The organism is Candidatus Babeliaceae bacterium (genome assembly GCA_041660765.1).
Classification (GTDB): Bacteria; Babelota; Babeliae; order Babelales; family Babelaceae; genus JBAZVR01.
The window spans coordinates 241,515-257,117 of record JBAZVR010000001.1 but is presented as its reverse complement, the minus strand read 5'-3'; the positions used below and the strand labels follow the sequence as shown (position 1 = coordinate 257,117).

At 37.3% G+C, this 15,603-nt stretch carries 18 protein-coding genes and 2 tRNA genes; 9 read left to right on the top strand and 11 right to left on the bottom strand.

Translation table 11 applies throughout. The features are described 5' to 3' along the window. Positions 1–24: 24 nt before the first annotated feature. The 7 genes from WC707_01400 (at position 25) to WC707_01370 (ending at position 6,926) form a co-directional block, all read left to right on the top strand. Positions 25–882 (top strand): HAD-IA family hydrolase, encoded by an 858-nt coding sequence (locus WC707_01400; GenBank protein ID MFA6065817.1) that lies wholly within the window; start codon positions 25–27, stop codon positions 880–882. 2 nt (positions 883–884) lie between these two features. Further along, on the top strand, positions 885–1,763 hold the full coding sequence (locus tag WC707_01395; protein MFA6065816.1) for a M48 family metalloprotease: 879 nt from the start codon (positions 885–887) through the stop codon (positions 1,761–1,763). An 11-nt stretch (positions 1,764–1,774) separates the two neighbouring features. After that, the gene (locus tag WC707_01390) at positions 1,775–2,650 is read left to right on the top strand and encodes a M48 family metalloprotease (GenBank protein ID MFA6065815.1); all 876 of its coding nucleotides are present in this window, start codon (positions 1,775–1,777) and stop codon (positions 2,648–2,650) included. Between the two features lie 248 nt (positions 2,651–2,898). Further along, positions 2,899–3,708: a M48 family metalloprotease gene (locus WC707_01385; protein MFA6065814.1), complete on the top strand. Its 810-nt coding sequence runs from the start codon at positions 2,899–2,901 to the stop codon at positions 3,706–3,708. 209 nt (positions 3,709–3,917) lie between these two features. Then, the gene (locus tag WC707_01380; GenBank protein MFA6065813.1) at positions 3,918–4,499 is read left to right on the top strand and encodes a hypothetical protein; all 582 of its coding nucleotides are present in this window, start codon (positions 3,918–3,920) and stop codon (positions 4,497–4,499) included. Between the two features lie 15 nt (positions 4,500–4,514). Continuing rightward, positions 4,515–6,434 carry a hypothetical protein gene (locus WC707_01375; protein ID MFA6065812.1) on the top strand — a complete coding sequence of 640 codons (1,920 nt, stop codon included), beginning with the start codon at positions 4,515–4,517 and terminating at the stop codon, positions 6,432–6,434. 39 nt (positions 6,435–6,473) lie between these two features. Beyond that, the gene (locus tag WC707_01370) at positions 6,474–6,926 is read left to right on the top strand and encodes a hypothetical protein (protein MFA6065811.1); all 453 of its coding nucleotides are present in this window, start codon (positions 6,474–6,476) and stop codon (positions 6,924–6,926) included. A 64-nt stretch (positions 6,927–6,990) separates the two neighbouring features. Here WC707_01370 and WC707_01365 read toward each other — a convergent pair whose 3' ends face one another. The 4 genes from WC707_01365 to sufC are packed head-to-tail and all read right to left on the bottom strand — an operon-like array spanning position 6,991 to position 11,138. Next, positions 6,991–8,178, bottom strand: a complete 1,188-nt coding sequence (locus WC707_01365; GenBank protein ID MFA6065810.1) for a cysteine desulfurase — start codon at positions 8,176–8,178, stop codon at positions 6,991–6,993. 41 nt (positions 8,179–8,219) lie between these two features. Beyond that, positions 8,220–9,071 (bottom strand): SufD family Fe-S cluster assembly protein, encoded by an 852-nt coding sequence (locus WC707_01360; GenBank protein ID MFA6065809.1) that lies wholly within the window; start codon positions 9,069–9,071, stop codon positions 8,220–8,222. Positions 9,072–9,073: 2 nt separating this feature from the next. Then, complete coding sequence (gene sufB, locus WC707_01355; protein ID MFA6065808.1) at positions 9,074–10,417, bottom strand: Fe-S cluster assembly protein SufB; 1,344 nt, start codon at positions 10,415–10,417, stop codon at positions 9,074–9,076. Beyond that, positions 10,398–11,138: a Fe-S cluster assembly ATPase SufC gene (gene sufC, locus WC707_01350; GenBank protein MFA6065807.1), complete on the bottom strand. Its 741-nt coding sequence runs from the start codon at positions 11,136–11,138 to the stop codon at positions 10,398–10,400. Before sufC ends, sufB begins: the two co-directional genes overlap by 20 nt. Positions 11,139–11,275: 137 nt before the next feature. Between sufC and WC707_01345 the strand changes: the two genes are divergently transcribed. Together WC707_01345 and WC707_01340 are read left to right on the top strand one after the other, a co-directional pair. Next, on the top strand, positions 11,276–11,596 hold the full coding sequence (locus WC707_01345) for a hypothetical protein (protein ID MFA6065806.1): 321 nt from the start codon (positions 11,276–11,278) through the stop codon (positions 11,594–11,596). Between the two features lie 78 nt (positions 11,597–11,674). Continuing rightward, the gene (locus tag WC707_01340; protein MFA6065805.1) at positions 11,675–12,010 is read left to right on the top strand and encodes a hypothetical protein; all 336 of its coding nucleotides are present in this window, start codon (positions 11,675–11,677) and stop codon (positions 12,008–12,010) included. Between the two features lie 6 nt (positions 12,011–12,016). Here the strand turns inward: WC707_01340 and WC707_01335 are convergent, their stop codons facing one another. The 7 genes from WC707_01335 to lepB all read right to left on the bottom strand — a co-directional run bounded on the left by WC707_01335 (position 12,017) and on the right by lepB (position 15,602). Then, complete coding sequence (locus tag WC707_01335) at positions 12,017–13,174, bottom strand: GspE/PulE family protein (protein ID MFA6065804.1); 1,158 nt, start codon at positions 13,172–13,174, stop codon at positions 12,017–12,019. 13 nt (positions 13,175–13,187) lie between these two features. Further along, on the bottom strand, positions 13,188–13,541 hold the full coding sequence (locus WC707_01330) for an FUN14 domain-containing protein (GenBank protein ID MFA6065803.1): 354 nt from the start codon (positions 13,539–13,541) through the stop codon (positions 13,188–13,190). Positions 13,542–13,628: 87 nt separating this feature from the next. Continuing rightward, positions 13,629–13,904 (bottom strand): HU family DNA-binding protein, encoded by a 276-nt coding sequence (locus WC707_01325; protein MFA6065802.1) that lies wholly within the window; start codon positions 13,902–13,904, stop codon positions 13,629–13,631. A gap of 119 nt (positions 13,905–14,023) precedes the next feature. Further along, a tRNA-Leu gene (locus tag WC707_01320) sits at positions 14,024–14,107 on the bottom strand. Between the two features lie 27 nt (positions 14,108–14,134). Next, positions 14,135–14,208, bottom strand: a tRNA-Cys gene (locus WC707_01315). 21 nt (positions 14,209–14,229) lie between these two features. Beyond that, positions 14,230–14,727: a rhodanese-like domain-containing protein gene (locus WC707_01310; protein ID MFA6065801.1), complete on the bottom strand. Its 498-nt coding sequence runs from the start codon at positions 14,725–14,727 to the stop codon at positions 14,230–14,232. 14 nt (positions 14,728–14,741) lie between these two features. Next, a complete protein-coding gene (gene lepB / locus WC707_01305; protein ID MFA6065800.1) occupies positions 14,742–15,602 on the bottom strand; it encodes a signal peptidase I in 861 nt (286 codons plus the stop codon). Position 15,603: the final 1 nt, after the last annotated feature.

Here is a 15,603-nt window from a genome sequence, read left to right as displayed (position 1 = left end):
ATTTTAAATTTAATGGAGAAAATTATGAAGCTCACAAACTATTTTTATATATTATTAATGAGTGCACCGCTCGCACTTTTTAGCAAACCAACGACACTCGTTTTTGATTTGGGTTACACATTGGTAAAACCTAACAAACAAGCGTTATCATCAGAAATTGGCGTAATCGACTATGGCGGTTATTCAATTTTTGACGGAAAAGATTCTGACGACATGAAGTCATGCGTTTTCGACATACTATCGCTCATTGAAGGCATGCAATCATGCCCTGAGTGTGACATTGTACGTGCAGATGACGCACGACCATTCCCGCTGGCACTCGTAAACTGGCAATGCGGATTCATTAAACCAAAAATTATCCATGAAGAAGCATTAGAATACGTAGAAGAACTTAATGACCTTGGTTACTTTGTCAGCCCACGCGAATATCGTTTGGTGATAAACGCATTACGCATCATGCTTGATCCAGAAACACTGGCAAACAGTATGAAACCGATACGCAAAGCGCTCAAATTAGTAAAAGAATGCGCGGAACAAACAGATGAAAACGGCGAACCATTATATGAATTGTATATTCTTTCTAATTGGGATCCAACATCATTTGAAATTTTTACGCGATCAGAAAAAATGCAAGAACTATTAAGTTATTTTAAGCCAGAAAATATTGTTATTTCTGGACGCATTAATAAAATAAAGCCGCATAAAGATATATATCAGTATTTGCTATCTACCTATAAAATAAAACCACAAGAATGTATCTTTATTGATGATCAAGAAGAAAACATTCTCGGCGCGCAAAGCTGCGGCATCACCGCGATACAATTACAAGACAAGAACTACAAAAAGCTGCGCGAAGAATTGGAAGAACTCAGAGGCAATTAATCATGATAAAAAAAATAGCATTAACTTTATTACTTTTTGGAAACAGCATTAATACGCTCCATGCCATACAAGCAGCGTCTTTATTAAAAAAATGCATCAAAAATGCTCTCTATGGTCTGAGCTTTAATGCATTTGCCATCCTTGTATATACAGAGATCAAAATGCAAGAGAAAACTTTAGAAAAACTTGGTGATAATGATCCAGCATCAAAACTTCTTAATAAAGATGCGAAATATGAGCCAGTTATAAATGAACTCTTAGCAACCTATGCAAAAGATAACAAAATGATCAAAATATATGGCCCAACAGCAGCTTCACAATTCAATCAAGATGAAGAACTCAAGGATCAACTGCAAGCTTATGCTTTTAATAATGATCGCATATTTGTTTATCCCTTAATTAAAAAAGCATTAAAAAATCCGGACCATGAATTGCATGTATTAGCGAAAGCTTGTATTGGCCATGAAACAGGACATATTATTCATAAAGATGCTGACAAAAAAAAATTAGCGATTGGTGTAATTGCGGGAACAACTTTTTGCATAGCGCATAAACTTGTTAATCTGCCCATTATAAAAATGAAACGATATAATTTTTTAAAAATAATCCCAGCTCTCATAATAAAAAATCAAGCCGACGTATTAGCTTTTTTAGCATATAAGAGAAAAAATGAACGAGATGCCGATGATCACCTCATTAAATATGCAAAAGATCCGGCAGTTTTACATGCATTTGCTCATTGGTGTTCTCAGGGTGCGGACAAATATGACAAAACACTTTCAATGCGAGACAAACTATTCAACTCACATCCAAGTTTTACCGAACGCGCAGAAACATTTGCCAAAGCGGCCCGTGATTTGGAAGAAAAGTTAAAAAAATAGGGACAAATATCATGGTAAAAAAAATATTATTAATATTGTTACTTTTTGGACAGGGCGTCAACACGCTCCGTGCTATACAAATTAATTCTGCATTAAAAAAGGTTACCAAAAAATCTTTCTATGTGCTTGGTTTTAATGAATACGCAATTATAACATACGCAGTGGGGAGAATCATAGCGAAAATTAAAGAGGCAATAGAGACAAACCCTGACCAATTCAAACTTCTTAATAAAGATTCAAAATATGTGTCCGTTATTGATGAACTTTTAGAAACTTATGCTCAAGGCAATAAAGAAATCAGAATATATAGTCCAACAGCACGATCATCATTCAGCCAAGATGATAAACTCAAAAATTCAGATAATGCTGAAGCCGGTCCTAATGGTCGCATATTTGTTGATCCCTTAATTAAAAAGGCATTAAAAAATCAAACCCATGAGTTACATTTAGCCGCAAAAGCCATAATAGGTCATGAAATAGGGCATGTTATACACAAACATGGCGAGAAACAAGAACTACTACTTGGTGCAATTGCGGGAACAACTTTTTACATAACGCACAAATTTCTCAACCTGCCTATTACAAAAATGAAACAGTATAATTTTTTAAAAATAATCCCAGCGCTTATAGTAAAAAATTTAACAGACAGATTAATTTTTTTAACATATAACAGAAAAATTGAACGCGAAGCTGATACTCATGCCATTAATTACACTAAGGATCCATCAATTTTATATGCACAGGCCCATTGGTTTTCCCAGCGTGCTGAAAAACATAAAAATATTTCAACATTCGACAAATTACTAAGTACACACCCAACTGATCAAGAACGCGCAGAGACATTTGCTCAAGCAGCGCGGAAGTTAGAAGAAAAGTTAAAAAATTAGTTACTACTTCAAGAGAGATTGCCGCACACTCGCACAATCTCTCTTGTTTTTTAAAGCAAAAAACTCACACTCTCGCCCAACACACACCCCACATACCCCCTTCTCAATAAACATTTCTATACGGCACTTTATCCACAAAAAGCGCCAATTAAAAAAATCATTTACCATATATTTGGTTGCTTTTAATGATCATTGTTGTAGCATGTTACTAATTCTCTTTGCTATAACATCATCGCTAAGGCCAAATAATGAAAAAAATACTACTCATATCACTTATTGCCATCAATAACATACACACAACTACGAGTGGCGCTTTTTATATACTTGGTTTTAACACGTACACCATTTTTAAGTGCATACATTTCTTTAAAAATGAAAAAAAATTTGAAAATGCTGATAAAAAGCAAGAATTGCATTTAAAATTGCTTGATACATCCCCATCTTATGCTTCTACCATTAACAATCTCATAAAAATGTATGCACCGGATAATAAAAATATAAAAATATATGGCACCAAGAAAGACTCTCCATTACGCAAAGAAGAATATTTCCAATATCTTAATTGCAGCACAACGAATAACTACATATTAGCCTATCCAAAACTCCAAACCGCATTAAAAAACTCTGGGCATCAGCAGCATTTGTTAGCACAAGCCATTATTGGGCACGAAATAGGACATGTTGTATGTGGAGACAATAGAAAATTGGCACTTGGCCTTATTACAGGAACAACTTTTTTATTCACGCATATGCTCATCAAATCCTTTATTCCTAAAATGCAAAACCATAATCTCATTTTAGCGATGCTCATTAAACATGAAATCGATCGTTTAATTTTTACCGCGTATCAACGAGCAGATGAACGTAAAGCTGATGCACACCTTATACGATGTACACAAAATCCGGCAATTTTACATGCAGTAAAAGATTTTTGCCGCGAACAGGCTCAACAGGAAATCCCCCATGCTTTTATGCTTAAAACTCATCCAACATTTACTGAACGCGCAGAAACATTTGCCAAAGCAGCGCGGGAGTTGGAAGAAAAGTTAAAAAATTAGTTACTACTTCAAGAGAGATTGCCGCACTCGCACAATCTCTCTTGTTTTTTTTAAAACAAAAAACTCACACTCTCACCCAACACACACTTTCTCAATAAACATTTCTATACGGCACTTTATCAACAAAAAGCGCCCATTTAATTTGATTCTTTATATAAAAGTCATTACTATTAAAAATAGTAAAAAATTCAACATCGCATCGGGGACATATGCACACAAATAAAAAATCCAGTTTTTTACCATATCTTTCGGTTGTAACCATAGCCATTTTGACCATTTCTACAAATAGTAACGGTATGGACAGCAGCATTAAGACGTTTGAAAAGGCTATAAAAAGAGCGATAAAGACGCATGATAAAACAGTCGTTGAATCAGTGATTGGAAGTTATTATCCCACTGAAGAAGATAAGGAAAAAATACCTTGGGATATAGTTGAAGATAAAGCTAGACATTGTCACCCAGAGTGCTTTAAACATAGAATTGATTTTGGTGTCCATCTGATAGGACCAGTAGGGATTCTTTCCGGATGCGGCTTACGTGCCTCTCATTATCTTTGGTCCTGCCTTAATCAACAAGATTCATATCTAAAAACAATTCCCTTAGCGATAGGGGCGGTTGTATTAACAGGCGCATCTGTATGCGGACTTGGATATTCAAGCGCGGGAATATGGCTTGCGATACAAGGGACTGATTATGCTTATATACCAAGAATGTTTCCCGATAAAAAAACACGCCCAATAATGTCGTATATAAACGAGAACAAAAAGAAAGTACAAGTACGTACAAAATAACAATGGTATAAAAATATGCTTATTAAAAGTGAAAAAAATTATTTAGTTTATTTATCTATATTTTTAGTATTATTAAATAGTATTAATTATATAAAATCTATGGATTTAGATAGTTATTTATTTAATCAGAACGAACGACACACTGAACCAATTAAAACAAATGAAGATTTGCAAGCTTCAAAAAACATCGAAATTGAAAAGTTAGTTCCTGATGATATTGTAACGCCAACATTGTGGAAAAAGCTACAACCGAAAACACCACAAAGTTTTGGATTAACTGTCCCACGAGTTCCTATTGATGAAAATGCCCCACTGTCACTTTCGCTACCATTCCTTTCTGACATAAAGACAAAGAACGAATACGGGATAAGAAAAAGATATCGATACACACCAAAATCAGCTTTAAATAATACACAACCTACTGTAGAACCTACTGTAGATGATAAACAACTTACTGTATTTATTATTGGTCATGGAACATGGGGACGCAAAACACCAGCATTTTATAGTTCAAAGAGCCCAGAATTTCGTCATGTTAAAAAGTTTGCCGCATGGTACTCAACTGCTGCTCAGCGACCACTAGAACTTCTATCTTTTAAGTGGTCAGGATTTAGGACTGATAAAGGTCGTATGGATGGCGCAGCATTCCTTCATAAATATATTGAAGCAGCCTACAAAGGTGTAAAAGAAGTTGTTACGTTTGGCCATAGTCATGCATGCAATGTCTTCCGTCTTTATGGTCAAGAAAAAAATGCAGAAACAGGTATTCCAGTAAAATTAGAGATTTGCATTGCCGGTCCGCAAAGACCTGAAGAACGTTATGCGTCACATGCTGAACAAGTAATAGCTTTAAGATCATCCCATGATATTGTTGATAAAATTGGTTCACTTCCAGAAGGTTATTGTGATTTTATGGCATTAAATGCTACTACTGCGGCAGCTGGACTCAGTACTTTTGTTGCTTCATCTGTATGGTCAGATAATGAAGCTCTTCAAAAGGCGGCTGCATCATTAACAGTAGCGAGTACTGCACATTTAGCAGTTGGGGCGCTACAAGCGCCATTCATGAGAAATCTTATCAAGAAGCACGGCTTGAGCCCTAAAAGTAAAATGATCATAGCTGTAGTTGATATAAAAGATAATTCCTTTTTAAAAGGTTTGGTTGGACCAACTCACTCTGGAATAATTAGTGCAGTAAGATGTCTTCCGGACATTGTTAGAGGTTTACAAAGCGATACTCACTATATGAACTATGTAACAAGCGGTCTTTTTAAAGCCGAGATCAACGATGTAAAAGATGCTGATGGAAATATTCAGAGCTCTCAAGTGAGCTTGTCAGTTCAAGAACCCGGGAAAATCTTTGACGTTCCTCAATTTACGCGCTTTGAAGATGGAGCCGAAGTAATTATAACCAAATCAGCTATTGATGCGCATATTAAAGCAACTCACAAGCCTTCTATAATATTTGACCCTACCATTAAGCACGGCGTATTTAATGATAAAATTGTAAGCATTAAAAAAACCGATACTGCAGCGCATCAACAAGTAGCAGAAAGAGTAATTGAAAAAGCAGAACTTCAATCAGAAATTGAATATATGATTAAAAAAAGTCAATTTCAAGAAGATCATGATATTCATGGATCATTCATGAGTATCATGTTAAAACCATTTTTATCAGAATCTAATGAGCCGAAGCTGGAACCCGAAATGCCAAATTTTAAAAATTCTTTATCTGAAAAAGATTTTCAGGAAAAATCTAAACGATTTGACATCCTTGAACGGCTTAAAGGCATTAACAAAATTAATAAGAAAATTGAACATCTTAATGACGAAATATCAGAATTAAGCAAAACAATAGATAAAGTAAATACAGAGAAAATTAGACGTTGCATTGCTCAAAAAGATGCGTATCTAGAAGAACGTAAAAACATTTAAAGGCAATTAGTTAATTCAATATTACGAAAGACGCATACTATGTACACACATAAAAAAAACATTTTTTCATTAAAACTCTCGGTTTTAACGCTGGCGATTTTGGCGGGTGCCAATAGCTGCGCGAATGAAAAATGCAGTAACATCGGGCTTGAGCTTGTAGATGCAGAGATTACGCATCTTAATCAAGAAATATCACAGTTGTTGAACGGTGTAGTCGATAAAGCCGCAGCGGAACAGATTCTAAAACATATTGCTACAAAAAATAATTATAAAGAAATAAGAACTATAAAAGAAAAAGTCGCATCAAAAATTGAACCGGTAGATTTTAAGACAAAACTTATCAGGTATCTAAAAAAATCTATTGCACGCAACAATCAAGAAATAGCACAAGCGCTCAGTGGAACAGTCGATAAAGCGACTGCCGACAAAATACTGATGCATGTTGCTGAAAAAAATATATGTAAAGAGTTACTTGAAAGCGCGCAAAGCTAATAATAAAATCACACGCACACGATTTTACATACTATGCTGCATCAGAATTGGTGCAGCATATTTATTAAGCGCACAATTTTTGTAATGCGGCGAGTAATGCGTCGACGTCTTCTATAGTATTGTACATATAAAAACTAACACGAACAGAACCGTTGATGCCCAATGCGTTGTGTAAAGGCTGGGCGCAGTGGTTGCCGGCGCGGACGGCGATTGAAAAGCGATCAAGATACGCAGCGACATCATGCGCATGTATATCCTGTACCGTAAAGCTCACGATATGACCTGATTGCTTAAGCTGATCCTGGTCACCAAAAATAGTAACGCCAGAAATAGTGGCAAGCCCGTCTATTAAGCGCGCACATAATAATGCTTCATGCTTATGCAAATTATCAAAATCAACATTATTATTAATAAATTCTATTGCAGCACCGAGGCCCATAACAGAAGCAATCGGCGGCGTGCCGGCTTCTAACATATACGGCATTGGACGATACGTTGTAGTATCTTTTTCAACGGCCCCTACCATACCACCACCAAGCTGATAGGGAAATAACTGAGAATGCACCGCTTCTGTAATATACGCAATGCCAACGCCCGTAGGCGCAAGCATTTTATGCCCAGAAAAAACTAAAAAATCACAGCCCAATTGTTGCACATCAATTTTTTTGTGCCCAACAGATTGCGCCGCATCAACCAATACACGTGCGCCAACAGCATGTGCTGCGCTCACAATATCTGCAATATCAAGATAACAACCTAATACGTGCGAGCAGTGCGTAACGGCAACGAGCTTTGTTTTTTGTGTGATAGCACGCTTAAGCGCGTCGATACTCATTCCCCGCGCCATCGCTGGCACTATCGTAAGAATAAGATTATGTGTTTGAGCAAGGCGTTGCCATGGTAAGTAATTTGCATGATGCTCGAGCTCTGTTATAACAATTTCATCACCTTCGACAAGATTATGTGCCGCCCATGACTGGGCAATCATATTAATGCTCTCTGTCGCCCCTTTTGTCACAACAATTTCATGTGCCTTGGCTCCTATAAAATGAGCAACCTGTGTGCGAACACGTTCAAAATGAGCGGTTGCATGCTCCGCCAGCGTGTAAATACCTCTATGTACAGAAGCATTTTCATGCGAATAAAAATGACTGACGGCATCGATCACCGATTGCGGCTTATGCGTCGTAGCCGCATTATCCAAGTATCTAATAGCATTATGTGAAAAAAAGGGGAAATATTTAATACTCACAGCATATTCCAAATAATAGAAAAATATTTACAACTAATATATTATTTTTTGTAAAAATTGTCAAAAAATAAACTTTTTACATACTCTAAAGAGCATGCCTTAAGCGGCGCTTCTAAAAAGCCACGCTTAATGAGCTGCTCAGCCATATGAGCTGAAATACCACGAGACTGCATATATAATAACTGGTCCTGATTAACATACCCAATTGCACTTCCATGCCGACACTGCACTTCATTGGTTAAAATTTCTAACGATGGCATAGCATGAGCACGTGCATCATTAAATACCAATGCTTTAGATTCTTGCGAGGCCACCGTGTGCTCAGCCTGTTGCGCAACATGAATTTGACCGGCGTAATACATACGAGCACTATCCTCAACGACAGATTTTACCGTTATAGCACTTGTTCCATGCGAGACATTATGCATTTGCCGACTTGTAAACGCTAATCGAGCATGTTCGGTCAGCCAATGCAATACGGTCATGGTACCCTGCGCACGAAGACCTTCCACATGACAATCAAACGACTGCAACATAACACCACCGGATCCTGAACAAAAAACATATCCGTTATAGACGGCATTATCTTCTAAAAAAACGGTTATGAAAGAAAGCGAAAGCGCAGCATCTCCTGAGGCCAACGTTACTTGAGAGCAATAGGTCAGCGAGCCGCCATTTTTAATGCGTATAGTTATTTTTTTACGACTAGTATAAGCATCCATATCACATAACGTAACATGCACAGAAGATGCTATAGTTACCGAAAGAATATTTTCTGCGGGCAGAGTATACGTCCCTGACGTATCATATATAACAGATGCACTATCTTGATCAAAAAGTACTTGGTCTTTCACAAGGTCAGAGAGGCCTAAAAACTTCCAACATTCAACCATGATTAACCGATCGATCCTTCCATCTCATGCGTAATGAGACGATTTATTTCTACTGCATATTCCATGGGCAATAGACTAACCAAGGGCTCAATAAAGCCATTAATAATCATTGCAAGAGCGGCTTGGCGAGAAATACCACGACTCATCAAATAAAAAAGCTGATCATCTTGTATTTTGCTGACTGAAGCTTCGTGCCCTATGTCATTGTAGTGTGACTCCGCAACCTGCACTGTTGGGTATGCGTCTGATCGGGAATTATCATCCAAAATAAGTGCATCACATTGAACGCGGGAACGAGCATGCGTCACGCCATCAGGAATCTTGACCAACCCACGATAACTGGATCGCCCACCTTCTTTGCTAATAGATTTTGCAATCACCGTGGATTGCGTATGAGGAGCACAATGGATAACTTTTGCACCAGAATCCTGATGTTGCCCTGCACCGGCAACCGCTAATGAAATAACTTCACCGCAAGCACCTGGCTCTTTTAAAATAATAGCAGGATATTTCATAGTCTTTGCGCTACCAAAATTTCCGTCAATCCAAGAAACATGAGCGTCTTGATATGCAACTGCTCGTTTTGTGACAAGATTATACACATCGGTCGACCAATTTTGGATAGTAGTATACCGCACTCGAGAACGGGCATGGGCAACAATCTCTACCACAGCACTATGCAGTGAATTTTTTGAATATATCGGTGCGCTGCATCCCTCAACATAATGAACCGAAGAACCCGATTCTGCAATAATAAGTGTTCTTTCAAATTGTCCCATTTGCGATTGATTAATTCTGAAATACGCTTGCAATGGCAATGTAATTTCTACACCTTCGGGAACATATACAAAACTACCACCTGACCACACAGCAGAATTAAGCGCGGCAAATTTATTATCATGCGCGGGAATAATAGTAGAAAAATATTTTTTTACATACGCTTCGTGATCACGAAGGGCTGTCGACATATCACAAAAAATAACGCCCTTATCGACCCATTCTTTTTTTAAATTTTTATACACAACTTCAGACTCAAATTGAGCGCCAACGCCAGCTAATAATGTTTGTTCTGCTTGAGGAATGCCCAATTTTTCAAACGTTGTTTTTATAGCATCAGGAACGTCAGTCCACTGAGAATATTGTTTCTCGGACGGCTTTACATAATAATAAATATCGTACGGATCAAGCTTACTTAAATCAACGCCCCATGTTGGCATAGGCTTTGATTCAAAAATTTCCAGCGCTGATAATCGAAAATCGGTCATCCAACCAGGCTCATGATGCGTATCGGAGATATTTTTCACCACTGCTCTATTGAGCCCCTTATCAAGCTTGTAAGAATGCATGATATCCTTGATGTTCAAGCGTGGTTAATAAAGAAACGTCTCCCTGAGCAACCAATTGCCCCTGCATCATAATATGAATATAATCTGGCCGCAAATGATCAATTAATTTTTGATAGTGACTAATAATAATAAAGATCATATCGGGATGATTTTTTTTCATCATGGCACATGTTGCGCCAACGGCTATCAAGCCATCCGCGTCAAGACCAGAATCAAGCTCGTCAAGAATGGCGACCTTTGGCTGCAATATAATCAATTGAATAAGCTCTAATCTTTTTTTTTCGCCGCCAGAAAAGCCATCATGTAAATAACGATACATAAACGAAGAATCAAGCCCCACAAGATGACATGCCTCTTCGATCACGCGCTTGAATTCAGCAACTGTTATATCAATTTTACGAACAGATCGATAAGCTTCATGCAAAAAAGTAAAAATAGTGACGCCTGGAATTTCACAAGGATACTGAAAAGCGACAAAAATACCTGCTAAGGCACGTTTTTCTATAGAAAGTCCTAATATATCCAATTGTCCTAAATGCACAGAACCGCCCAAAATTTCATACCGGGGATGCCCCATAAGAGCGGAAACCAATGAACTTTTACCGGATCCATTCGGCCCCATGATAAAATGAACAGACCCTGGCAAACAGGCAAGATCGATCGATTTAACCACCTGTTTCTCTTGAATAGCGACAGAAAAATTTTTTATAGATAACAACATATACCCCTCATAACAACTATTTTTTAATAATAGCATGAGAATCGCATTTCTGCATATATATAAAAGAATTGACAATTATAATTCTAACTATATAATTAAATATGATTAAGATAAAATAATAATTTATAGGAGTAAATATGTTCAAGCAAGCCCTACCGTACCTAGCCTTCATACCTGCAATGGTATATGGCCAACAATTGTCGCTCCATAATGGCACTTTTGCGCCCATGTATATAGAGATTAGCAGCACTCAACAAAAGCATAATCCGCTCATTATCAAAGAATATAAAAAAAATAGCATAACGCTCCCCGAAAACGCCATGCTCAGAGTATATTCATGCATGCTTCACCCGGTGAGCAAACAACCAATGTTTCGTGAAATGCTCTATGAATTCTACGTTCCTTCTTACACAAATGAAATAAAGCTCATGCATGACCATTGGGAAATAATTTCATAGAGAAAACAAAGAACACTTGCTACCCCCTGTTAAAAATTGCTATTATGTAATTATAATAATAGTGGAAGGGGTAAAAACATGGATAAGCTATTCAAGCTTTTTATAATAATAAGCTGCTATCAAGTATCTCTATGGGGCATAGAAAAAAATAGCCTGGTTAATATTGTGCCCATCCCTATGATTATAGAAAAAAATGATGTTTTCAATCTTACAAAAAATGAAACATGTACCTATACCCCTAATGGACTCCTTACCCAACAAGGCCCCGCTGACGCTGTAACCTGCACCAATAAAACAACGGGGCTAACAAAAACCTGGAAGGTGAAGCCGATGCCAGAGCGCCCAACAGATCCAACAAAAATATTAGGATCCATTCTTACGCCGAAAAAACGATTTTTTATAGTAGTTTTATAAAAAAAATTATGCTACAAGATTCAAAATTTCATTAAATGAAATAATACCCTCATCAACCTTACAGGCAGCATCATACAATAATGGTCGCCACCCATTGTGCCATGCTTGACCAGAAATGGTATCAAAGTCCGGTTTATCGTGCAGCAATGTCCTAATTCGCTCAGAAATAGCAAGACACTCAAATAAACCTATGCGACCGCGCTCACCAAGGCCATAACATTCTTCACATCCAGAAGCCATAAAAGCGTGATTAATTAATAATCCATACCGCTCAATAACTGCTTGCATATTAGAATCAAGAGGGACTTCATACCTGCAAGAAGCACATAATCTACGAGCTAATCGTTGAGCAAGCACACCCGTCAATGCGGCATTAATCAAAAATGGCTCAATATTCATATCCAGCAATCGCATAAGTGCGCCAGGCGCATCATTGGTATGGAGCGTACTAATCACTAAATGACCTGTCAGTGCCGCCTGTATAGCAACCCGCGCTGTCTGAGCATCTCTAATTTCTCCCACCATAATAACATCAGGATCCTGTCTCAACAAAGCGCGTATCCCGCGCTCAAAAGTAAAACCTATATCCTGATTAATAAGACCCTGGGTAATACCATCAATAGTGTATTCAACAGGATCCTCAAGCGTTACAATATTTTTCTTGTGATTATTAATCAGCGATAATGCTGCATACAATGTTGTTGTTTTTCCAGATCCCGTAGGACCTGTTACCAAAAAAAATCCGCGCGGTTTGTGCATAATCGATGAAACCGACGCACGCATGTCATGATTTAAACCAATATTTTGTATATTAAATATGGTTGCGCATCTATCAAGAATTCGAACAACAATTTTTTCGCCATACAATGAAGGAAACGTAGCAACTCGAAAATCTACCGTTCCTGCAGCAACAATAATTGAAAATTTACCATCTTGAGGAATTCTTCTTTCAGCAACATCAATATGAGCAAGAACTTTTATACGAGAAAGAACTTGAGATGCAATACTTGTTTCGATAGGCGACTGATCAAACAAAACCCCATCAACTCTATAACGAATCCGAAGATGTTCTCGTAACGGCTCGCAATGGATATCAGATGCTTGAATATGTAACGCATTATTAATCAGCTCATACACAAGACGTATAGCCGGTGCTTCATCCATGACAACTCCTTTATTAACTAAACCTCCATCCAATAATAAATCCAATAACAAAGCCCACACAAGAAATAATATTATTACGCAGCACGCTTACATAAAAACGGGCGGCCGCATCAACACTGGATATTGAAGACAAGCCTAAAAAGCCTTTTACAACAGATATATTAACGGTAACAATTTTAAGATAATAAAAAAGCAGCAACAGTATAAAAAATAAAATAAGCGAATAAAAAATAATTTTCCCAAAATTTTTAATTAAAAAACCAACAACAACGCCACCGAGCGTCCATAAACAACAAGAAATAATCCATGATGGATAATTATGCAACAGCGCTTTAATTGAATCCATCCACGTAAGTTGACCCTTCATGAGAACATCCTTTTTTATAATACTCTAACAAAAAAGGGCGCTTACAATATGTAAGCGCCCTACTATTTATTAAGATACATAGTTCATTTAAATCGCAACTATTTCTCTCAAAGCTTTTCCTGGCTTAAATTTAGCAACTTTTTTAGCAGGAATTTGCATTTTTTTACCAGTCGCTGGATTCACACCTGTACGGCTTTTTCTTTTCATAACAGCAAACGTGCCAAAGCCGGTTAATACTACAGATTTTCCACCTTTTAGCGTTTGTCCAATTGACTTGATGAAAGCTTCTAAAGCCTTTTTACAAGAAGCTTTAGGCAATTTGGACATCTTAGACATATGTTCTATTAATTTTGCCTTATTCATAAAAACGCCCTTTAATCTTTTTGTTTCTAATTTTTTATAATTCAAACACAACAAAACTAGCATTATACTGAACGTTATTCAACCGCCAAATTTTGTCAAGCTTTTCGTTATTTTAAGGGTGGTGCCGAGAGCCGGACTCGAACCGGCACGGGTCTCCCCGAAGGATTTTAAGTCCTTTGCGTCTACCATTTCGCCACCTCGGCACGAATAATTTACTACTTCTTTTTTTTTGGAGGCGGCACCCGGAATCGAACCGGGGATCAAGGTTTTGCAGACCCATGCCTTACCTCTTGGCTATGCCGCCCTACTATCCATTTTTAACTGGTCATAATAGATTAGCTTTTTTCATAAGTTTTTTCAACTCTTTTGCATCAATTATTTGCACTCCAGCGGGTTCAGTGGCAGGTTTTTTAATAACCATGGTCAAATAACCATCTTGAGCCTTACCAACCAGAGCATACTCCGCATCGTCTTTATGTAATTGGTACCACTCAGCCATTCCACCTTCAAACGCCCTTGTATCCTTAAAACCAAGCGCTGTCAGCATTTTTGCGGCTTGCCCACTTGCTGTACACATATAATTGGAACAATAAAAAACAACTGTAGCATCTTTATTCCAATCTTTTACTTTTTCTTCCAGCTCTTGCAACTGAATATTGATCGAACCCTTAATATGCGCATCATTATATTGTGCTTGATCAAGAACATTTACCACATACAGACTAGCTTCATGTTTTTCAACTTGATTGTGTGTTGATTCTTTACCACAACCAGCAAGCAATATAATTGCTGAAAAAAATCCTATTTTTTTATTAAACATCATATTGTTATCCTTATTTAAACACGTTGCAAACAACGACTAAACCTAATTCTCTTAAAAAAATCAAGGGGATGCTGCAATAAATCAACGATCCACCATGATTGATAACTATCAAGTGAAAATAATCTAAAAATTATTTTTCCATGAATCTGTGATCCATCTAAGGCGCCCCAACCGCGTGAATCAAAGCTGCCTAACCTATTATCGCCCATAGCCCAATATTCATGATCACCCAACGTAACTTCAAAAACATCACCTCCATCACTCTTTGGGGTTCCAGGAGATAATACATTTTCAAATCCGGGAATATCAATAATCATATCTTTATCAATTCTATAAAAATTTTGCTGATCAAATGGCAGAGCAGGATCATATGATTTATAGGTATCAAAACGAGCATTTTCTAGATTATCTAGCATGGGCTTAACAGCCCATAAAGCAATAATAGGATATTTATTTATATACGGTTCATCCAATTTAATATCGTTAATATAAATAACGGGATGCCCGTCTTCGATAACGCCCTTAACTCGTTCTCCAGGAAGACCAATCACTCGCTTTGTCCAATTAGACGGCCCCCACACATAACGCTGCCAAATATTAATAATTTTATTATCAGAATAAGAATAATTTGGATCATTAAACGCTATAATATCGCCACGTTTAATAGGCGTAAACCATACCGTAAACTTATCTGCCAAAAAATATTCACCAACAAGCATGGTCGTTTCCATCGATCCCGTAGGAACCTTATATAAACCATAAAAAAATGTTCGTATAAAAAAAGCAAGTGGCACAATAATAATAAATGCCTCAATATATTGCTCTATTGTCGATTTATGAGGACGTTTATACCACGTTATTACTTTTTTAATCATA